This is a genomic window from Marinobacter metalliresistant (assembly GCF_038098645.1).
GTDB classification, from domain to species: Bacteria; Pseudomonadota; Gammaproteobacteria; order Pseudomonadales; family Oleiphilaceae; genus Marinobacter; species Marinobacter metalliresistant.
The window spans coordinates 374561-396459 of sequence record NZ_CP101118.1 but is presented as its reverse complement, the minus strand read 5'-3'; the positions used below and the strand labels follow the sequence as shown (position 1 = coordinate 396459).

Below are 21899 nucleotides of genomic sequence, written 5' to 3'. Positions count from 1 at the left end.
GTGAGTAGCAACTGTGGATAATACGAGCCAATTCAATCAGATCGCGGATAACCTGCCGAGCCTGGCCCAGCTTTTCCGGTGGTTCAGCCGGGGCCGCCACCTGAACCGCCTCGCGGAACCGGCGTTATGGGAAGAGCTTGAACGCAATATCAACGACTATCAGGCCATCTTTACGGCGTTGGGACACGAACTTCGTCTCGATGGACGTGGGTTTGCCTGGTTCCATCAGGACGAAGGCAGCGCGACAACCAACAAGGCCACGCGCCAGTTGGCCCTGTTGTTCATGGTCCTTTTCGACACTCAGGCGGATGCGGGCATACCGCTGATGAAATTCGGGCACTGGCGCATTGATCAGACTCTGCTAACCACTGTTTACGAGCAACATCAGGACCTGCTGGATGCGGAGGAGCTGGATCTACCCGGTTTGTCAGGGTTAATGAAAACCGCCGAAAACTTCGGCTTTGCCCGTTTCGATTCCGGAGCCTGGCAATTGCTGCCGGCGGTGTGTCGCTACCTGGACCATTACGAAGAACTGGCCAGCCAGGTGGATCAGGCCGAGGATGTGTCCTGGGCTGGCGATCAGGATGACGAGGATGATACCCCATGAGCTCAGATTACGGTTTCCAGCAACTGGTGCTCCTCAACAGTGCCGGGTACGAACGGGCAGAGCTTCCCCTGGATGAGTCCGTCTCTCTCATCGCCCCGAACAACACCGGCAAAACCAGCCTGATCAACGCCCTGCAATACCTGCTGATCATCGACAAGCGGCACCTGGACTTTGGTGCTCATGACAAGGATAAGGCCCGGCGATTCTACTTCCCCTCCAACAGCAGCTATATCCTGCTGGAGGTCACCCTGCCGGAATCCGGTTCCGTGGTACTGGGCTGCGTAGGCAAAGGCTTCAGCCACGACTATGAGTATTTTGCCTACCGGGGGCCTTTGGATATCGAAGAGTACCGCCTGGAAAACGGCAAGCTGGTGACACAACCCCGGCTATTGGAGCAGCTTGCCCACCATGGGCGAACGGCCAACTTCTACTCATCCACGGACTTCGCCGAAATGGTCTACGGCGGCGCCCGCAAGCGCGGACAGACCAGTTCCGACTTTACCGTGTTCCGGCTGGAGAACCGCAACGACGCCAGTGCCTATCGGCAAGTGCTCACCCGAACCCTGCGGTTGGACAAACTGAGTTCCGCCGAAGTGAAACGGCATCTGTTGCAAATCTTCAGCCGCCAGTTGCCGGACTCCGTCGTGGACTTCAAACAGGAGTGGGACAAAGCCTTCGCAGAAGTGAACCAGGACCGGGAGCAATACAATGCCGCCCGCAACCAGCAAGGGCTCATTGACGACCTGGAAAAACTTCAGGAAGAACGACTCACCATACGGGGTCGGATCATTGCCCGGCGCCCGCTGATCGATGATGGTCTGGAGCGCTGGCAAAACCATTACCACACCCAGGGCCAGAGCCTTCAGGACCAGCACCAGAAACTGGAGCGAGAGGAAGCAGAACTGCTGGCAAAAGACCGGGAGCAGACCCGGCGCCAGCTTGAACTTAATCAGAGGCTGCAAACCCTGAAGGCCGAAGAAACGCGCCTTGCGGAGCTGGAGAACCAGTTTGCCCTGGTCACTGCCCGGGCTCAGCTTGAGCAGCAGCTGACCACCGCCATCCAGAACCGTGACCGCCAGATTGCCCTTCTGGCCGGCGCCGACAGTCAGTCCGGCGCAGCTCTCGAACGTCAGATCCAGCGGGAGAAAAAGGAGCTGTCGGCACTGAGCAAGGAGCAGGAGACGCTATCAGACAACCTTTATCTGACCCTGAAGCAACACGTCTCTGAAGAAGGGCTCAACGTTCTCAACAGAAGTCTTAACCGCCAACTGCTCACCCTGTCCCCTCGGGAGTATCAACTGGACTCCGCTGAACTTCACCATTGGCTACAGAGCATGCCGGAGGACAGGTTGCTGCTACCAGGCCTGAACCTGTCCCTCCAGAACCAGTTGCCGCAACATGAGCAACGGTCAGCTGAGGAGATTGCGCGCCTGACCGAAGAATGCCAGGCCCGGCTCCAGGCGCTGGAGGAACAGCAGGCTGCGGCCCGGGAGCTCGATAGCCAACGGAAGCGCAAGCTGGAGCTTGAGCAGGAAGCAAAGAATCTGGAAAAGGGCCTGGAACAGTTTGATGAGTTGAAACGCCTTCAAAACACTCACCCGGACCGACGAAAGGAAATGGGCGCAGCCAACCGGGAACTGACTGAGATTGACCATGCCCAGAAACAGGCCAGCGTCCGACAACAAGCCCTGAGAGATCAGCTCCAGACATTGGCGAACCAAAAGCAAAAGCTGGAGGCCGCGCATCAGGAGATAGATCGCATCCGCCAGAACCGGGGTGATACAGACGAGCAATTTAACTGGCTGGAAGACCTGCCCCACACTCCCTGGGTGGGCGACCCCGAGTTACCCCTCGACCGGTTGGCCGAAACGTTGCGGGAATACCAGCGGGACTGCCAGCGACTGAAAGACCTGGACCGGGACCTCCACCACCTGCGCATCACGCTCCACAGCGGCGGACTGACCAAGTTCCAGTATGCCCCGAGCACGGAGGAGGAAATCCGGCTGATGGTTGAATTTCGCCATCACCTCGCCCGGGAAGCAGAAGCACTGGAAAAGAAAGCCCGCAGCGCCGTGGTCACCGTGACGGCCAGTCTCCGGGATCTTCGGGGCAACCTGCAGTCCTTTGAAAATGCCATGCATGAATTCAATCGGTTAATCAGCCGCAGAAGGCTGTCAGATCTCAAGGTGTTCCGCATCCAGCCGGTTCACGAAAGCCACCTGGTGGACGCCATTGATCTGCTGATACAGACTGCGGAAAAGGTAGAATCCGGTGAGTCCTTTGAGTTGTTCAATCAAACCAGTGTGCTCGACGACCGGCAGCTGGACCAGGCCCGCCAGTTATTGATTGACGAGGGCAGCGCCCGCCACGGCCTGAAGGTGGCCGACCTGTTCCGACTGACATTCGAGCTGGGAAAGGAAAACCAGGACCCTGAGAGCTTTGACGATATCGACAGCGCGGCCTCCAACGGAACCGTGCTCATGGCCAAACTGGTTACCGGACTGGCCATGCTGTACCTGATGCAGGACAAGACCCGTCAGATCCAGGCGTTGTGCTACCTGGACGAAGCCCTGGCCCTGGACGCGGCGAACCAGAAGAGCCTGATCAAGACCGCTTCCGAATTTGGTTTCGCGCTGATCTTTGCCTCACCTTCACCGTTGATCACGGCCCACTACTGCGTGCCTATTCAGCAGAGGAGCAACGGTATGAACCACATCAGCCGCAAACACTGGCAGATCCTGCAACCGTTAGAGGCTGTTGAGGCGTGAGTTCCCACCCATGAACAGATCCCTGAGAGAAGCATTGATCAAGCTAGAGGATTCTGGTGGAGAGTGCGTGGGCTCGCGGTTCACTCCTTCCCAAAAACGAGTACTTGATGACTTCCTCCGCACGACCGCCTGCGTAACCAGGGTGCGCCAGGGAAACGGCACCGTCTATCGTGTCACCAACCCGACGGTGTTTAGGCAGAATCTTCGAGAGTTACGACCTGATGCCGAATCGGTTGACGAGAATCTCCCGGTTCGTGCAAAGAACCTGGCGCTTACCCGATCCACGAAAGGTCGGAAGAATACTCACGAGGCTTCCTACCGGCTACTGAAAGCAACGGCCCCTGGAGTGACCTGGAGTTGCGACAGCAAATCCCTCAATCTCTGGGCCCTATCCTCCCTGGCAGGAGCCCTGGCCATCGATATCAGCCAGGCGGATACCTCGCTGACCTCGGGCAACCCCTTGTGGTTGGTGGAAAACCAGGCCCTGCTGGACGACACCAGTTGGGTACCCGAGGACCTGAATGGATCCGTACTCTTTTATCAGGGCCAGATCAGCAACCGGCTGATCACCTGGTTAGTTGCGAGAAGCCGAAGCCCGAGGATTCTTTTCTTTCCCGACTACGATGGCGTCGGGCTTCAGAATTATGCCCGTCTGCGCCAGGCAATGGGCGAAAACGTCGAACTGTGGCTAATGCCTGACTGGAAGCGGAAACTGGAACGCTACGGCGATTCTGACGTGTGGCGAAAAAATCTTAAATATGTGGCCAGTGCCGAGCAGAGGTTGGATCCGGACAAGGAACCGGAAGAGGTTCTGGAGCTTCTGAAAGCCCTGAAGCTCAGCGGAAAAGCGCTGGAGCAGGAGGCCGTGTTTTTGGTTTAATCCGGGTATTTTTCGGGTGAGAGAACAAAGCTTTCTATCAGTTTGACAAACGATCAAAATGTGCGCACAATTTTCAGACTAATTATTGGACTTGGTTAGCCTTATGGCCCAAAACGCTGCCCTTAAATCTGACAATCTCTTTAGCCGTCGTAGTGCGGAAAAAGAAATTGTTCGCATGCGCGACTATAAAGACCCTGCCTATGGCAAAGAGATGTCCGCCCTGCTTAAAGGTGCTGCTCCTGCGCCTGTAAGAGCTCGTGTCAGAGGCTAATCCTCCCCCCGACCAAACATTCCCGCCATCGTTTCAGGTCATCCAAGACCAACAGCGTTCCGTTGTAGAACAATATTTTCTTATCAATGACCTGCTTTGCCGAATTCCAGACAGCGCACGGGATCTGGTCTTTGTCGTGGGCGGCCGGCCAAGCACTTATGTTTTGGTCCATGAAATATGCCCAGACACGACCAAGCCCCCTCGAGTTCAGCGAAGATGAAGCAATCGCTATTGCCAGCATGGACCTGGATCTTTATGCCAGGGACAAACAAGCTATCGAAGCTTGCGCCGAGCGCTGGGTAGGCAAGGCCACCTACCCGAAGTTCGGTGACAACACGCCACAAAGCGCCATCGTCCTTCTCAATCTGCCAGAGGAAGATGAACCATACAAGATTGATTTCATGGAGAGCGTACAGGGAGTGCCTCAGAAACATATTGAGGCCTTCTGGGATGGATTTGTGATTGGTGGCGAAACTGTGCGCTTTCTCTCACCCCCACTTTGTCTGGCAAGCAGGATTCATAATTTCGCCACACTGGGTTACGGGCCTGACAAGGCTGCTCGCGAGGCCATTCGAATCAACACAGCCATAAAGATCACTAAATGTTATCTGAGTGAACTGCTTGATGAACAGTATCTTGAAAATAACGGGGGGGCACCCCGCCACGCGCTGAATATTCTTAAGTTCTTGTCTCAGCTGTTTGAACATGACGACACCGTAGAGGCAGTCCTTGGTGCCGATGCGGACCCAACGCTCTGCATACCTGCTGCTCACCGAGGATGGCCCCAAAGAACTCGAGACGAACAGATACCCCGGATTATTGGCAAGGCTTATGACAAGTACCGTCGAAGAGCCATGCTCAGGTATCGTCACCTCAAACCCGGAAACGCCGCACCAATTGGAATTCATCGCTGGTTACCGACCGGGCATGCGACCTAAACCCGTAAAAATACTTTGGGTTTAATTTGGATATTTTTTGGGTGAGAAACTCAACCAAATTAAGGCGAGTTAGTTTGTTGATTTTAAAGGGTGAAAATGGAGGCGCGGGTCGGAATCGAACCGGCGTACACGGAGTTGAAGAACGAACCTAAAGAAGACCTTTTAAATTCTACAAACAGTAAGATACTGCAAACTCCTAAAGGTAAAACTACGCCTGCTTACTTTTTATAAAACCTATCCGATCAATAGGTTACGATTTCATTTTCTAGGTGATTATTTGAGTTCCCGGCTGCGGCTGCTGATTGTCTGATCAGGCCTGCACCTGCTGGCCCCTTTTCAATCCACCGGGTACCGACAGCAATTGATGTAATCCATGGATCGAGAGAAGATAACGCTCTCAGACTTCATGGGCGAAACCTGCGCCCCCTCTGCAAACCAACAAACAGGGACTTGCCATGAAACTCAAAGATTCCGTCGCCATTGTCACCGGCTCCTCCTCCGGTATCGGCGCCGCCATCGCCCGCCTGTTTGCCGAACACGGCTGCCACGTGGTGATCAACTACAGTAACAATGAGGACGGCGCCCGGGCGGTAGCCGCCGACTGCGAGAAGTTCGGTGTAAAAACCCTGGTAATGCGCGCCGATGTGGCGGAAGACGCCGATTGCCGCGCCATGGTGGACGCCACCCTGGACCAGCTAGGCCGTGTTGATATCCTGGTAAACAACGCCGGCACCACGAAATTCTGTGATCACGCCAACCTCGACGGCCTCGACAAACAGGACTTCCTCGACCTGTACGCCGTCAATACCGTGGGCCCCTATCAGATGACCCGTGCCGCCGAGAAAGCCCTGCGAGCCAATGGTTCCGGACACATCATCAACATGGCTTCCATTGCCGGCCTCGCTGGTATCGGCAGTTCCATTGCCTATGCCGCCTCAAAGGGCGCTCTGGTTACCATGACCCGCTCCCTGGCCCGGATTATGGGGCCGGAAGTCCGGGTCAACGCCGTCTGTCCCGGTTTCGTTCAGGGTGAGTGGCTGAAAAAGGGTCTGGGCGAAGAAAAGTACGACGCGTTACTGGAGAAGACTAAGGGTAAATCGCCCCTGCATGATACCGCCTCACCGGAAACCGTAGCCGACGTCTGCCTGGGCCTGATCATCGGCGGCGACCTGACCACCGGGGAAACCATCCTCATCGACGGCGGCGCTCACCTGGGCATGGCGCCGGTCCGTCGCTAACAGCCGTGAGCAGAGGGTTCACGGTCAGGGGGTGGCGGGTATCAGGCACTCATTTACGTCCACGGGGACGTTGTAAGCGCTGTCTGCGTCCGGATGGAATACCTGCAGGTATTCCGAAAACGCGTCCTGCTCTCCTCCAGTGCCGGGGTGGTGAATATCTCCGGCTGCCAGTCGACGTGATCTGTGGCAGGGTTGGAGTCACAGCGCCAGCGAAACCAATGCGCTTACCGTTAACAGTGATAACTACCGATGTGGGGCAATCGTTCCGGGTATATCAGCAGCGCGTGACTCGGTGTTTGAGATTTTTTGTAACGATTGGATCACAGGCCAGATGTCAGAACTCTGGAAAAGCCGTCCAGTCATCCAGCCAGGCGGATGTGGCGCGCGGGTTTATCGCACCCTGGTACGCTGCAGACTCATCGAAAAACTCACTTTTGGGCGGCCGCTTTGCTTTCATAGTGCGCAGCATTCCTCGGGGCCGGAACTGGGGTGAGGATTCGCTTCTGACAGAAGCGTGAAGGCCGCTCTCAACCTGCACCTTATTGAACATTGACGGCGTGCGAATCCATGCTTCCTCGTTGAAGCCGAAATCGTCGTCATCAGTCTCTTCAGCAACGGCAAGATTGCCAAGGCTGCCATTATTAGACAGCAGGTTGTGACTGAACGTCAGGGCATTCATCCCAATAAGCGCAGTGACTTCGTCACGGGTGTCTAGCGCCTCAATGGCGAAGCTGTCGATGACCATGTTGTGGAAATGACCACCGGAACCCTCGCGTAACAGAATGGCACGATGTTCCTTCGCGGATCGACCGCTACCATAAAGAGTTACGTTATAGAAAGTCGGTTCCGAGCGCGGTCGCGCAGAATGATCGGAGCCGTTGTTGTCTCCTTCAAAGGCGTTGTCGCCCACGTCCTGGTGTTGCTGAATAACTGCAAACTGGACACGCCCGGTCCAGCCCCAATCCCAGTCAATACTGTCATCGGCGGCTCCAGTGACCACGATGTTTTTCAGGTCCACTGTGCCACCGAACATTTCTATGCCGTCGTCGAGTGCCCGGTGAACCTGAACGTTCTGCACGATCGTGTTGGCACCGCAGCCGCCCAGTGTCAGGCCGTTCAATTCGTTGTTCTTGTAGACTTCGAAACCGGCAAACTCTATTCGTGTGTACTGCAGCACTCCGCAACTGTGATCCGAATCCGAACCACCGAACCGGCCACGAAGATCGGTTTCCGGCACGCCCTCTATGGCAGCGTCAGGCTCGTTAACAGGTGCCTTACCCAGAAGCACCACTCCGCCCCAGTCTCCGCGAGCACGTTCACCCTCGGGTTTCGCGCTGGTAAACACAACCGGTTCGTTCCGGCTGCCTCGTGCAAAGAGCTTGGCACCAGAGGTGACGATGAGAGCAGAACCTGCTTCGCCCTGGACAATAACGCCCGGCTCAATGGTCAGTTGGGCGTTCTCCACAAATACCTTGTCTTCGAGCACATAGCGGGTGCCGGCTTCCCACACGGTATCGGTCGTAATATCAGAATCGATACGCTCTGCCCGGTTTTCGAACGCCGTAAAGCCGGCGACCGTTGCCACAGTCACACCGAGCACCGGCATCAAAAGCATAGCCTTACGGCCAAACAAACTCCGGCGATTTACGGGGCGTGGTGCCGAGGCATCCAAAGCTCTGTCTGGAGACTTTGCCATCAGCGATTGCCCGTCATCATTGGCCATGATTTCCCGGGCCAATGCCTGTAGCTCGGGGGTGCCACTGGCTTCCACCCGCCGCAGAACATCGGTTCGATACGCGGGTTCCTTCAGAAGCACGTTCAGGTGGACAAAATCGACACCGGGACATGCCCCTTTATCGATACGGCGTTTCAGGCGCCAGAGTTTTTCTACAAGAAGGGATGACTGATCGGACATTACTGCTGCTCCGTTACAATGGGAGCCCCTTTTCTACAGGACGCAGGTTAAAGCTTTATTTCAGTTCAGGACGCCACGGCACCTGATTTGACTGTTTTGGAGAAATGATTCCGGCAGGTTAAGAGGCACTTCGGTGAAGATCGTCGAACTCCGATAGGCCATTTTCGGCTTCGTGTTTTTCACGCAATGTCTCCAGTCCCTGGCTGACCTGCTGGTAAAGCGTCCGAGCCAGCTCGCGGGGGCTGTCACTGACGGAAACTGTCAGAGGTGGGTGGAACATAACATCCACTCGCACCGCAGGCTTTCTTAGCAGACGAAACAAGTGGGCGACGAACTCATCGTCACCAATAAAAGGCACCAGGCGGTCGGGTTGCCCGTCCCGGTGGTAGGCAATCGTGATCGCCTGCACCGGGCACCCGGCCGCGGTCGCCGCGCCGAGCAGGCGCGTGTGAAAAGGTCGAACGCCCTCTCCCGCGGTCGTGGTTCCTTCAGGGAAAACCAGTATGGACTCCCCCGCTTCCAGGGCCGAGACCAGTGTCTGTCGCACCGCAGCGGAGTCGCCGGCACCACGCTTTACAAAAATGGTTCCAACCTGGCGCGCAATCCAGCCAATCAATGGCCAGGAGGCCACCTCACGTTTGGCAAGGAATCGCAAAGGAAGGCCGGCGGCCAGAATCGGGATATCCGTCCAGGAAATGTGATTGCACACGCGCAATGCCGAACCTTCGATTGGCAGCCCGTGCGTCTGGATGCGCATGCCCAACAGGCGGCAGAGCCCAGCGGAATACCTGTTCACCAGGAGGGTCCGGTCGATTCGTTGTCTGCTGCAGAGTTCCAGGGCCCGCAACAACACAAGGGTCGTCATGCTGAGCACCAGAAACCCGACAAACGCGCTCAGGCGAGTGAACAGCCGAAGACTGTCGGCAATACGCTCTATTTTACTCAAGCGGTCCTGGCCTCAAGTTTGTAGCGCCGCGCATAACGGGCTGCCAGTTTATCCACATTCAACAGCACCAGCAGGTCCGCACAGCGGAAAGCGGGATCCCAGCAGGGCTCACCACACACCTCTGCACCCAGGCGCATATAGCTGCGGATCAGCGGCGGAATCGCCACTTTGTCTGTTTGTGTGCGGTGGCTGGCAAGGTGGGGCAATGTGCGCTTGGGCGTGACCCGGAAGTTGTCAGCAGCCAGATGCTCCTGCTGCACCTGTTGCGTAATTCGCCACGCCTTGTAGCCGCCATCAAGCATACTGATACTGGCACAGCCCAGCAGATAGTCGATGCCTTCCTGAACCAGATACTGTGCCACTTCGGACCACAGCGTGCTCAGTGCCGCTCCCGAGCGGCAATCGCTGCGAATGCAGGTTCGGCCAAGTTCCGCGAACACGCCAGGATTGCGTTTCAGGCGATCGAGATCGAATTCGTCTTCCGAATAGAAACCTCCGATTTCGGCAGCTACCTCACCATGCAGCAGGCGCGTGGTCGCAACCACATCGCCGCTTTGATCCGTTACTACGAAGTGTACGCACCAGGGGTCAAAGCGATCCTGGTCGATACCGGTGTCCGTTTCCAGGTCAGCGCCGTATTCGCTGGTGAATATCTGGTGCCTGAGCCGCTGAGCCGCGACGATCTGGGCCGGTTCCGTTGCCACACCGGAGGTAAGCTTTCGGCCGGTGCTGGAGGCTGTCGACTGACTTTGCATGTTCTGATCCCTTTGACTGGCTGATTCGTTGCCGCCGCTGATCGTCAGCGGACCGGCTTAATCAGACGGTAAGGCAGAGGTATTGCACGCAGATGAAGAGTTTGCGACGAATCGATGACAGCTCAGCCGGTAACGGCCTGGAAGCGTTGATCGACTGGAAAGTAGCTATTGAGTTGGGCAATCAGCCACTGGGGATCGTCCAGTGGCAGATCATGGCCAGCGCCGGGATGCACTTCCAGTGGGCACTCAAGAGCCTCGGCCAGATCCCGACTGCAACGCCAGTCCGTCAGCCGATCACCACGACTGGCCAGCACGAGGGTCGGCATCAGCGGCACCTGAGGTGGCGCCTTATAGCGGGAGGCCGCGTAAAGCTGTCGAATCACATCGGTCCGCCGCACCGGGCGCTCCCGCTGAATCGACTGCCATTGCTCAGTAACCGCGGTGGTAACAGGCCGGTTGCTGGTAAGGGCCAGAATAGACTGTTCCCGCCTATCGCTGTCGGCCTGCGTCAGCATGCGCGTTACGCGCGCCCATTGAGCAGGGCGTAGTCGCAGCCAGGGAGAGCTAAGCCCGGAACTTGAGGAAATCAACACGAGGCTCGCACAGTCTTGAGGCCGATGGAGCGCCCAGTCCAGTGCCACCATGCCTCCGAGAGACAGCCCAATCAGCCCTAACGGGCGGGGCAATTGACGGGTCGCCCGCTCGGCGAACTGGCGCATCCCGGCAATACAGGTGGGCGAACGTAGATGCTGGGCAAGCCCGGTTCCGGGTAGGTCCAGGGTATGAAAGCGGTCCTCTGGACGGGCCATTCGAAGCTGCGCCGGCCAGTCGCCCCAATGAGCACTTTCCCTTGCCAGTCCCCGAAGTAACAACCAGTCCATTACAGGTTCTCTCCCCTGCTGTACCAGTGCATTCTGGCGGCCGCCCTCAACCACTCGTCTTCTGACGTGGTGGGCAACCAGTTGCCGTAATTGGCGCTGGCGTTGAGCAGGAAATCCAACAGGATCAGATGGCTGCGCAAGACACGTTGATGGCGATGAGTCGGCAGCGGGTTAAATAGTCCCTCCCGGCTGAATAGCTGACGGGGGCGCTTGCGCACCCAGCGCCAGGACCCCATTTCCAGGGTAAGCGGCAGCCAGGGCGAGCTGGCCTCGCGATTATGGCGTTTGTAAAAGTAGTCCCACAGGTCGCCATGGGTAACATAGTGCTCTGATTGCGGCTCGAACTGATAGTTGTGGTGAGGATAGGCTTGCTCCCAAAGCAGCTTCAGCGCCATAACGGAGGAGATATTACGCATTGGCCGGCGTCGGTAAGCGTACGGAAACCAGATCTGATCACGCCAGCCAAAGCCCGAGTGGCAATCCAGCGACACGCTGAATGGCCGTCCCGGCAATACCTCTTCGATGATGCTCTGCAAGGCCAGATTTTCCGGCTCCATCCCTTGATCGGATTTGCCTCGGTACCATGGGAGCACCGGAGATATGCGCTGCCCGCCCACCAGGAACGTGCTCTGGCTTTGGGCAGAAATGGGCGCATTGCGCATAAGATCCACGCCGGCGGGATTGCTGCGCCGGTTGAGAAACATACCGCCGGGATTGAGTATGGGCACAACCACCAGGCGTACCTGCTGCAGCAGTTCAGACAGATGTTCGTCCCAGCGCAGCCTGTTGGCCAGGTTGCGCAACCATGCCAGAACCACCTGGGTGCCGATGCGCTCCAGCCCGTGCACGCCGCCCAGCAGCAACAGTGCCGGGCGGTCCGCCGGGGCATCGCCCACATCAATGCGGTAAATTGGCAGCTCAAGCGAGCCCACCGGAATGCTTGCGCTTACCTGCGCGGAAAACTGCGCCGGTGACTCAGCGAGGATACGCTCCAGTTCAATCAGCTCCGGTAACTTTCGTCGCAGCATACGCCGCTGCTGTGCATCACGCAGGCTCTGCTGTTCCGGAATCGCCTTGATGTGAGTGAGATCGCTCAGTTCAGTCATGGATCTGCCTCGCCGATCTACACTTCATTATGGAGCGACCTGTCTTCGTACCAGTCTTCCATGGTGTCGTACATCTCACCCTTGAGAATGTAGTAAGGCGCCTTCTGGTAAATCTTGATGTCGTGGAAGGGGTCGGTGAGAATCTTGGTCATCCACACCAGGCCAGACTGCACCCCCATTAGCTTGAACAGATGTACTGTCCTGAAAAGCACGGCGCCCAGACCGATGAACAGCCACACCAGAGCCATGTTGCTGATGAACCCAGCCAGATCGGTTGCCGGGGAAAGCAGGCCGAACAGGTCGGGGCCCAGCAACAATGCCACCGGGGTCAATGCCCAGATCGACAGCAGCACAACCTTGCGGTTCAGGTTGTAGCCGACTTTCACGCTTTCCTTATAGTCGTGGCTGGCCTTGTTCACTTCGTCGTAGGTTTTGGGCTCAAAAAAGAAATGCCCGGTCTGGCGCAACGTCATCGCCAGCAGCCAACCAACCAGAGCTGCAGCAGCCGGATGAAAAAACACCAGAACATAGCTGACCAGAAAACAGCTGGCACTGAGCAAATGCAGGAACTGGTTAATCCGGTTGTGGTGGTAGTAACGGTGGTCGTCCCAGCGTTGTTTTTGTAGTTCTTCAAGAAAAGTCATGGCAGTTTCCTTGCACATCGAGTGTTGCAGTGGGTTTTTCGGATAAGCGGGACACAGAGGGCGACTCGTCCGGCAATGGATGACCTGACAGAACGGCCTCGCCCGTTCTTATCGGATGTCCTTCGGTGATTTCCTGGCAAAGCCGGTAATGCTCAGACGCGAACACAATGATGGTGGAGCCGTGCTGGAAGAAGCCCATCTCCTCACCTTTGCGAAACAAAGCGTTGCACGCGATCTGATTGGCGCCCCGGTATTTCAGGTCCAGCGGCTGCGGCAGAAAATGGAACTTCATGCTGGCCACCAGAATGGCGGCCACCGGCACCAGCGTCAGGCTGAAAGCCGGGTTGCCCGATTCCAGTTCAACCACCGCCCTTTCATTTTTGCAGAACAGCTTCTCGACCTGTTTCAGGGCAATGGGATTTACGTTCCAGGTGTCTCCGGAGACGTAGCTAACCCGGCGAACCCGGCAGTCCACTGGCGCGTGAAATCGGTGATACATACTGGATTTGAGGCGCAGGGTGACAAAGTGGCCGTTGCGGTACTTCGATGCGAGATCAGCATCCGGAATCAGTTCTTCCAGTGTGTAAGGAAAGCCCTTGGCCTGAAACAGCTGGTTACCGGCAATACGCCCGCAGGCTCCGACAATGGCATCACAGGGACTGGTGACAATGTCCGGCCGGGCGTCTGTCGGGCGCAGACCGGGCTTGAGCTGGCGCGTAAAACACTCCTGCAAACTGCGAAAGTGATGACTCCTGGCGTCCTGTAACCGGAGATCGTCAGCGAACCATTGCCAGACAGAGATCGAGAGCGCTGTGAGCCAGGGGCTTTGTATCCGGCTGAACCTGCCCATAAACAACGTCAACCAGCGCCTTGGCAGCCGGTTGGTCAACAGGAAGTTCAGCTGCTCACCAGGCGTTAACCGGGATGTTGCCTTGTTGAATCGGTTCATCAGGCCACCGTGGCTTCAGTGTAAGCCTGTTCCGGATATTCCAGCCCCAGATCCGCAAGAAACTGGCGCATGATGGGCTCTGCCTGGAACCGGGCGGCGCGTTTGCGGGCATTTCCGGCCAAGCCGGAATGACTCTCGGGTTTACTGAAGAAACCCGCGATTGCCTCCGCCATGGCGTCGATATCTTCGACCAGGTAACCGCTCTGCCCGTTCTCAATGATGTCTTTGGGCCCTTTGCAGTTGTACGCCACGGCGGGCATGCCATGGGTCAGTGCCTCAAGCAGAACGTTGCCGAAGGTGTCAAAGCGTGAGGGAAACACGAACAGATCCAGCCCCAGATACAGCGATGCCAGTTGTTCCCGGCTCTGCCAGCCCAAAAAGACGGCATCGGGCATAGCCTTTTGCAGCTCTGCACTGGCCGGCCCCGACCCGGCAATCACGATCCTGAGATCCGGAACCGACAGGCGCGCCTCTCTCACAATCTCTGGCAGATCAAAGATGCCCTTTTCACGGCTCAGTCGGCAGGCAATAAACAGCACCGGGGTTTTGTCGTTGGCGCCGGGAATCAGGTCCGACTTGCGCGCCGGCTGAATTTTGAGGTCTCTCGGGGACGTGTGGTGGGCCGTGAGCAACACCTTTTCTGCCGGCAGCTGCATCTCGTACCCGGTCAACCAATCCCTGTGTTCACGGTTAAGCACGAATACGCCGTCAAACTGACTGTATAACGCCCGCATCATGCGGCGGACCCGGTCTCTTTCATGTTGGTTGAGGTTGGTGGTGTGAGTAATGAAATCGATCCAGTCCGTATGCATGAAAAAATAGCTGGGTACGTTGAACATCTTTTGCAGGAACAGGGCGACCAGTGCCATCGGCCCTTCCGTGGAACAGACAATGCGGTCATAGCCGCCTTCATAGAAGATTCGGGCAATTTCCAGCACGTCTGGTACCTCCAGGGTCTGTTCTCCGAAGGGGTGCAGGTCGATGTCGGCAATGGGCTGAACGACATGAAGGTGGGGTTCGGATTCCGCTTCGGGATGGCAGATCAGAAAATCAATGGGCAAGTTGGTGCGTTTGATCTCCTTGAGCTTGCCGCTGAGCGAGGTGGATACTCCGTTCTTGTCCAGCAGGGTATCGGTCAAATACAGTGCCCGTCGCGAATGCTCGTTTTCTCCAATCTGCCGGGCAAACCGGTTGAGCAGGTCGCGATTCTCATACAGCACACGGGTTGATGCCAGGGTTGACCCTGCCAGTATGGTACTGATCAGCACCGGAAAGGACAGGCTGTCCAGCGCTTCGGCCAGGTTAACGTTACTCATGTTGTCCTGGCGCTTGCCGTCACCCAGGAACAGCGCTGTGAGCTGGCTGGGTATTTCCAGCTTTCGGGTCAGCTCTTCGGTAGAGAAGTCCTTCAGGCTGGCACCCTGATTCTTGTTCACCGCCTTACGAATGCGCCCGGCGATCAGCTGGTTCAGATGGTTGAACAGATCACCAATGCTGTCGTTGACGGTATCCACGAACGCCTCCGGATGATTGCGTTTGCTATCGGCGATCTTCTCCAGCTGGGCAATGCAAAATTTATAGTCTTTAGCGGCGTGCCATTTAAGAAACCGATTGGGCTTCTTGCCCTGAAGCGCGTCGTGAATGAACGAGAAAAACTTCATGGTTTTCTTGTGCTTTTGCATTTCCAGAAACAGGTTGGCGACCACAAAACAGCCCATCTTGTCCCAGGTTGATCCCCGATGAAGCAGAATGCGCAGTAATCCTGGGTCCTTGAGTTTGGTGGCTGCCTGCGAAAAGTAGTCCAGCAGCGCAATATTGAGTTTCTGGTTCTCGCCGACCGTGCCGAATGGCGCAACCTGGCCATTACGCAGTGCTTCCAGGGCAAGATCCGAGGCCGCTTCGGTTTTCAGGCGTCTTTGCAGATCCGGCACGTAAAGCTGCGAGCCGCAAAGCCCGGCGAAAATACCGGTGTGGTCGTCAGAGCCGCCAGTAACGACTTTCGGCTGATCAGGGTCTACACCGAATTCTGTCGGGTCCAGGTTGTGCTTGCGGCCATACTCGCGCATGCGTTCCGGCGTCAGGCTCCGGACCCAGTTCAGGGTCAGTACGCTCTGCCACAGATCCCGCTGGCCATTCAGCACTTCGAAGCGCCAGAACATCACCGCCAGCTTTTCGAACAGGCACAGGTCAATGTGGTCATTGCGGCTATAGAGATAGAGCGGATGCGGAAGAATCACTGGAATATCGTAGAGGGCGGCGTAGCGCAAGAAGTCGTAGATGTTCTGGCGCTTCTGGTTGAGGACCGTTTCCTGTTCCCGAGTGAAGCCGTAGGTGAGCACATGAATGAACAGGTCGTATTCAGGAAAAAAGCAGGTGAATTCACAGCCCACAAGTACATCCATGCCCTTTTCCTGAAGCTCCCAGCAGGATCGGGCGTTGTTATGATTGGTGACCGTAAACACGGAGCTGCCGTTCTGTTCCAGAACCTTTACCAGTTTTTTGGTTTTCAGCCAGGTTTCCGGCAGCCGCAGTATCCGGCCCCACAGTTCGTCCGGTACGTCGCTATTATGATCGTGACAATGAAAGTCGATGCGCAGGCAGTTATCAGGATCAAACCGCTGTGCCTGCTGTGTCATGAAGCCATCGAATTCGGCTCTCAGGTCCCGACGGAAACCGGAGTCGCCGTTGACGTGCTGTTGAACTGCCATACTCAACCCACCTTGCTGGAGTATTGATCCTGATCGGGTGCCCGACCGGTTCTTTTCTGGCGCCCGGAAGCGATCAGCGGGCCGCGGATCCGGCCAGCCAGCGCCGGAAAACGGGCGGTCAGCATGTCCACCAGGAACTGCCGCTTGATCGCCTTGTTGGTCAGCGCTGGGCTCTGCCACCACCAGCCGCCCTCCTGCATCCGGTGCGCGGCGTTCACAAACCGCTGAATAACGTCGTCGAACTCAGCATCACTGAAGCTGTAACTCATGATCAGCCGACCGGTACCGGTCCAGCTCAGCTCCAGCCCGGCCTCTCTCAGATAGAACTGGAACATCCAGTTGTAGCGACTGGGTTGGGTGTAGATCACTGAAAGGATGGAATGCAGGTTGGTGATCTGTAGCGGAAGTTTTTCACTGCGCAAGCGGTGATTGAACTGAGCAACACGGCGATTCCAGAGACTTTCGGAGTCCCGGTACTGCTGCTGGATTTCCGCTTGGCGGATGCGGTTCAGAAACGCACTCATCGCACCCATAACATAGGGGTGGGAGTTGAAGGTGCCGCGAGCGAACGACACGTTGACCGGCTGATCGTCTTTAAAGCGGGCCATCAGCCGGTGGGTGCCCGCCAAAACACCAACAGGCAGGCCGCCGCCCAGGGTTTTACCGTAAGTCACCATATCGGCGTGAACACCGTAGAATTCCTGCGCGCCACCGTAGGCGAGCCGGAAGCCGGCAAACACTTCATCGAAAATAAGCACGATGCCCCGTTGATCGCAGACCGCTTTCAGCCGGTGAAGCCATTCCGTATATTCACGCTTGTCGAAGCCGTTGGCGCGGTCGCTGGCAATCAATGCAGTATCTGATGGCGCGTCGCTGTTGGGGTGGAAAGCCTGCAGCGGGTTGATCAGCACACAGGCGATGTCATTTCGAGACTCGAGGATGCGCAGGCTCCGCTCGCTAAGATCTGCCAATGTGTACACGTCGCGGGCCTTGCGGGTGTTGCCTATGCCGGGCTGAACCCCGTCCCACCAGCCGTGGTAGGCACCGCAAAAACGAACCAGATGGGTTTTGCCAGAGTGGTAACGGGCCAGTCTTACTGCCTGCATAACCGCCTCGGTGCCGGACATGTGAAAGGAAACCTCATCCAGCCCTGAGATCTGCCGAATGGCCTCGACGTTTTCGGCGATCAGCGGATGGTAGATTCCTAGCACCGGCCCCAGAGCCCGGGTTTTTTCAATGCCTTCTTCCAGGCACTGCTTGTAGAAGTCGTATCCAAAGACGTTCACGCCGTAGGATCCGGAGAGGTCGTAGCGCCAGTTTCCGTCCAAATCCTTGAGCTGGGAGCCCCGGGTTTCCTCGGCCATGGAACCCAGCCGGAAGCACTCGGGCAATTGCTCGCTGAACGGAAAGGGCACCCGGTAGCGGCTGGTGAATTTAACGTCTGATACGTTGTTTTGAATGGAGCGGCAGTGGTCGAGGGTTTTGGCGCATTGCCTTTCGGTGCGGGCCTGTAGTTGCTGAAGGGCGTTGCGGCGCTGCTGAACCACGGGCAAAGGCGCACCGTCGCAGGCAAAAAAACCGGCTTCATCGTAGCTGAAAAAAGGAATCAGTCGCGCAATGCGCCGGGACCAGTTGCTGTGCCCACGAAGGGAGGCATGTTTCGCCCGTGAAAGTTGCAATCTTATCTGAGCTTTGTAGATAAGATAAAAGCTTACAGCTGCCGCGAGGGCGTAAAGGCTAATAGCGGACATCATCGATTCTGTTCCTGCCAATTTGCTCAAAAATAGCGGAGCAAAGTGAAACCAATGTGTCATTTTTCCTACCGTTGTATGACAGGTCTTGGTGACCATCGCGCAGAGCGCAACGGCAACAAAAGCTTCACACAACTGAAACAGTCATCTCCGACAATTGATTGTTGTACGCAAATTGTTCAGCAGCGACACAAAATCACAGTATTCTGGAAAAAGTCGGGACGCGGGAGGTCCAGCATGGACGAAACATCGCGAGTAACGCTGGCACCCTCGGACATTGAGGAAGTTGGCGACTTACTGGAAAAGCTGAGGAACCTGCGAGAAACACTGATCCGGGAAACGGTGGAGCATCGGGCTAACCTGAATGACATCAATCCCGCCTATCAGCTCAGCGCCGATAACCTGCTCTGCTATTTGTCTCTTAGGCGGCAAGACATTCGGCCGATTCAGCAACGCCTTGCATCGCTTGGGCTGTCTTCACTAGGCCGTTCCGAGTCCTGCGTCTTGTCTACTCTCGATGCCGTGATCAGAACGCTGGCAGCACTCCTTGGTCAATGCCTTCCCCGTCCAGAGTTCGACCCGATTCCAAAGGTAGATATCCAGGAGGGTTCCAGGTTACTCACGGAGCATACGGATCAATTGCTCGGGTGCGCGACGAACGACAGAAACGTTCGCATCATGGTTACGATTCCGACAAAGGCCGCCCACGACGACAGTATCATTCACAACCTCCTGGCCAAGGGCATGAACTGCATGCGGATCAACTGTGCACATGACACACCTGAGACGTGGGCAGCAATGATCAGCAATTTGCGTAAAGCAGAAAAAGCCATTGGTGTCGATTGCCGTATTTTTATGGACCTCGGCGGGCCCAAGATACGAACTAGCGATATTCAACCAGGGCCAAAGGTTGTACACGTTCGGCCTAAGCGGGACGAATTTGGCATTACAGTGATACCTGCCCGGATTTGGCTTTCCTCGGAGGAGTCTCCGGCAGAAGCACCCGATGACTGTGAAGCAGAGTTCCGGGTTTCAGAAGGTTTCCTCAAATGCTTGCAGCGGTGTGACGAAATCACCTTTCTTGATGCCAGGAAACAGTCCCGCAAATGGACCGTCGTGAAGATAACGGACGTGGGCTGCTGGGTAGAAAGTATCAAGGCTTGCTACGTGGTGCCTGGTGCAAAGCTACACCGCAGGAACGGAAAAACTCAACAGGCAGTCACTGAGATCGGTGATTTCCCGCCCCGCCCCGGTGTGATCCTGCTCAACAGAGGCGACTCACTGATCGTTTCCGCACAACCTGTATCTGGGAATCCCGACGAACACGACAGCTCAGAATACCCTTCCCCGCTCCCAGCGATAAGCTGCACCATGCCGGAGATTGTGTCTCAAGTCCGGCCCGGGGAAACGATCTGGTTTGATGATGGAAGGATTGGTGGCGTAATCGAAAAGGTAGAGCAGCACCGATTCCTGGTGAAGATTCAGCATGCGCGCCCAGAGGGCAGCAAACTCCGTGGCGGTAAAGGAATCAACTTCCCTGACAGCCAATTGAACATCGATGCGTTAACATCAGCAGACATCGAAAATCTGGCTTTTATAGCAGAACATGCCGACGCGGTTGAAATGTCCTTCGCAAACTCTGCACAAGATGTCCAATTACTTGAAAAAAGTCTGGAAGCCGTGAAATCCAAAAAGCCGGCCATCGTGCTAAAAATTGAAACGCTGGAAGGCTTTGAAAATCTCCCCTCAATGCTCCTGGCGGCCATGCGATGGCCCAGCTGTGGAGTAATGATCGCCAGGGGCGACTTGGCGGTTGAATGTGGTTACGAACGCCTGGCAGAGGTTCAGGAAGAAATACTCTGGGTTTGTGAAGCAGCTCATGTGCCGGTGATATGGGCAACACAAGTATTGGAGAATCTGGCTCAAAAGGGCATGCCGTCGAGAGCCGAAATCTCCGATGTTGTCATGGCGCATAGAGCAGAATGCGTCATGCTCAACAAAGGCCCTTATATCATAGAGGCCGTAGAGATCCTGAGCGGTATTCTGAAGCGGATGCAGAACCACCAACGGAAAAAAAGCGCAATGCTGAGGGAACTCAAGTTGGCCCATATGAAGCCCTGAGCGCACTTACCGTGTTCACATAACGGACACACAAATCCAGCAAGCTTATCTGATCTGAAAGACAGAAAACCGGGTCGGTGGAAAATGGACGTGGTTGATCAAGATCTCGAAGCACTTTACCTCGAACGACGCTTGCTACCCCACGAAGCTGTACAGACAATTGCGGGTTGTAAAAATCTGATCCTTGGTATGAGTGCGGCACAACCGCCCGCACTTATGGGAGCCACGGCAGACGCACTTAAAGATCAACTTATTGGTCCTCTGGCAATCTATTACCTGCATGGCACGGAAAGCCTGCGCCTAAGTCTTTTGGCCTCTGAACTTTCCGACCGTGTCACTCCCCGCCCCCTGTTTTTGAGTCACTCCGATAGAGCCGCTATTGCGCAATCCGGTTCCCAAAGCTGGATAGAGTTCGTACCCGCCATGCTGCACCAGGCCGGGCGTCTGCTAACTGAACACATTGATCCCGAATGCTTTTTTGTGACGGTATCGCCTATGGACCGTCATGGCTATTTCAGCCTCGGCACTAATGCCGACTACGGCGCATCGGTTATTCGCAAGGCAAAAAAAGTAATTGTAGAGGTCAATCGTTACATGCCTCGAACATTCGGCGAATGCTCGGTTCACATCTCTGAGGTTGATTATCTCGTGGAACATGATGAGCCGCTGATCGAGGTAACTCCTAACCCGCCGACCCCTGTGGACATGAAGATTGCCGAGCAGATCGTTGAGCGCATTCATGACGGCGATACACTGCAAATAGGCGTTGGCGGTGTTCCCAACGCCGTACTAGCGGGGTTGACGAATCACAAAAACCTGGGCCTGCACAGCGAGCTGTTTTCTCCGGGCATGATGCCACTGATTCAGTCTGGCGTGATGAATGGGCGGCGAAAAACCTGGATGCAACATAAGCACGTGTTTACCTTTGCCCTCGGTGACCGGGCTCTATACGACTTCCTGGACGACAATCCCTCGATTGTCGGATATCCGGCATCGTGGGTGAACAACCCTGACATCATTCGGCTAAATGACAACATGGTGTCCGTTAACTCTGCGCTGGAGATAGACCTGACCGGACAAATCAACTCCGAGCAGCTCGGGGATCACCCGTTCTCGGGGACCGGAGGGCAGTTAGATTTTGTGCGCGGGGCCTATTCCGCAAGGAACGGACGCTCGTTCATAGCGCTCCGTTCAACAGCTCAGTCGGGCAAAGTCAGTCGCATAGTGTCACGGCTTCTTGGAGGAGCCGTAACCGACCCCAGAAACGATGTGCACTTTGTAGTCACTGAGCATGGGTGCGTGAACCTCAAAGGACTTTCGATTCCTCAGCGCGCTCGGGCATTGATTGATATCGCTGCTCCGGAATTCAGAGAGGGATTGGAGCGCGAAGCAACGTCTATCGGGCTAGTGTAAACAGGGTA

Annotated in this window: 16 protein-coding genes; 7 read left to right on the top strand and 9 right to left on the bottom strand. The window is 56.1% G+C overall.

Features of this window, described 5'->3' with window-relative positions:
• Window positions 1-13: 13 nt before the first annotated feature.
• The 5 genes from NLK58_RS01895 to NLK58_RS01875 all read left to right on the top strand — a co-directional run bounded on the left by NLK58_RS01895 (window position 14) and on the right by NLK58_RS01875 (window position 6702).
• Window positions 14-607 carry a hypothetical protein gene (locus NLK58_RS01895; RefSeq protein WP_205422249.1) on the top strand — a complete coding sequence of 198 codons (594 nt, stop codon included), beginning with the start codon at window positions 14-16 and terminating at the stop codon, window positions 605-607.
• The gene (locus tag NLK58_RS01890) at window positions 604-3375 is read left to right on the top strand and encodes a hypothetical protein (protein ID WP_117616997.1); all 2772 of its coding nucleotides are present in this window, start codon (window positions 604-606) and stop codon (window positions 3373-3375) included. The genes NLK58_RS01895 and NLK58_RS01890 overlap by 4 nt, the downstream gene beginning before the upstream one ends.
• Window positions 3376-3385: 10 nt before the next feature.
• Window positions 3386-4255 carry a hypothetical protein gene (locus NLK58_RS01885; RefSeq protein WP_162893656.1) on the top strand — a complete coding sequence of 290 codons (870 nt, stop codon included), beginning with the start codon at window positions 3386-3388 and terminating at the stop codon, window positions 4253-4255.
• Between the two features lie 441 nt (window positions 4256-4696).
• On the top strand, window positions 4697-5464 hold the full coding sequence (locus NLK58_RS01880) for a hypothetical protein (protein WP_117616994.1): 768 nt from the start codon (window positions 4697-4699) through the stop codon (window positions 5462-5464).
• 455 nt (window positions 5465-5919) lie between these two features.
• Complete coding sequence (locus NLK58_RS01875; protein ID WP_341581916.1) at window positions 5920-6702, top strand: SDR family oxidoreductase; 783 nt, start codon at window positions 5920-5922, stop codon at window positions 6700-6702.
• Window positions 6703-7036: 334 nt separating this feature from the next.
• Here the strand turns inward: NLK58_RS01875 and NLK58_RS01870 are convergent, their stop codons facing one another.
• The 9 genes from NLK58_RS01870 to NLK58_RS01830 form a co-directional block, all read right to left on the bottom strand.
• Window positions 7037-8617, bottom strand: a complete 1581-nt coding sequence (locus NLK58_RS01870; protein WP_341581915.1) for a hypothetical protein — start codon at window positions 8615-8617, stop codon at window positions 7037-7039.
• A 118-nt stretch (window positions 8618-8735) separates the two neighbouring features.
• Window positions 8736-9563 carry a lysophospholipid acyltransferase family protein gene (locus tag NLK58_RS01865; protein WP_341581914.1) on the bottom strand — a complete coding sequence of 276 codons (828 nt, stop codon included), beginning with the start codon at window positions 9561-9563 and terminating at the stop codon, window positions 8736-8738.
• The gene (locus NLK58_RS01860) at window positions 9560-10318 is read right to left on the bottom strand and encodes a GNAT family N-acyltransferase (protein ID WP_341581913.1); all 759 of its coding nucleotides are present in this window, start codon (window positions 10316-10318) and stop codon (window positions 9560-9562) included. Before NLK58_RS01860 ends, NLK58_RS01865 begins: the two co-directional genes overlap by 4 nt.
• A gap of 122 nt (window positions 10319-10440) precedes the next feature.
• Entirely contained in the window at window positions 10441-11199 is a 759-nt protein-coding gene (locus NLK58_RS01855) for an alpha/beta hydrolase (protein ID WP_341581912.1), read from the bottom strand.
• Entirely contained in the window at window positions 11199-12305 is a 1107-nt protein-coding gene (locus tag NLK58_RS01850; RefSeq protein ID WP_341581911.1) for a M14 family zinc carboxypeptidase, read from the bottom strand. The genes NLK58_RS01855 and NLK58_RS01850 overlap by 1 nt, the downstream gene beginning before the upstream one ends.
• Before the next feature lie 17 nt (window positions 12306-12322).
• Window positions 12323-12949, bottom strand: coding sequence for a hypothetical protein (locus NLK58_RS01845; RefSeq protein ID WP_341581910.1), 627 nt, complete (start codon window positions 12947-12949; stop codon window positions 12323-12325).
• On the bottom strand, window positions 12936-13898 hold the full coding sequence (asd, locus tag NLK58_RS01840; protein ID WP_341581909.1) for an archaetidylserine decarboxylase: 963 nt from the start codon (window positions 13896-13898) through the stop codon (window positions 12936-12938). Before asd ends, NLK58_RS01845 begins: the two co-directional genes overlap by 14 nt.
• Window positions 13898-16606, bottom strand: a complete 2709-nt coding sequence (locus NLK58_RS01835) for a glycosyltransferase (protein WP_341581908.1) — start codon at window positions 16604-16606, stop codon at window positions 13898-13900. Before NLK58_RS01835 ends, asd begins: the two co-directional genes overlap by 1 nt.
• Before the next feature lie 2 nt (window positions 16607-16608).
• Complete coding sequence (locus NLK58_RS01830; RefSeq protein WP_341581907.1) at window positions 16609-18360, bottom strand: aminotransferase class III-fold pyridoxal phosphate-dependent enzyme; 1752 nt, start codon at window positions 18358-18360, stop codon at window positions 16609-16611.
• Window positions 18361-18594: 234 nt separating this feature from the next.
• On the opposite strand from NLK58_RS01830, the gene NLK58_RS01825 reads away from it, so the two are divergent.
• Both NLK58_RS01825 and NLK58_RS01820 read left to right on the top strand, forming a co-directional pair.
• Window positions 18595-20478, top strand: a complete 1884-nt coding sequence (locus NLK58_RS01825) for a pyruvate kinase (protein WP_341581906.1) — start codon at window positions 18595-18597, stop codon at window positions 20476-20478.
• Window positions 20479-20562: 84 nt separating this feature from the next.
• Entirely contained in the window at window positions 20563-21891 is a 1329-nt protein-coding gene (locus NLK58_RS01820) for an acetyl-CoA hydrolase/transferase C-terminal domain-containing protein (RefSeq protein WP_341581905.1), read from the top strand.
• The last annotated feature ends 8 nt before the right edge of the window (window positions 21892-21899 follow it).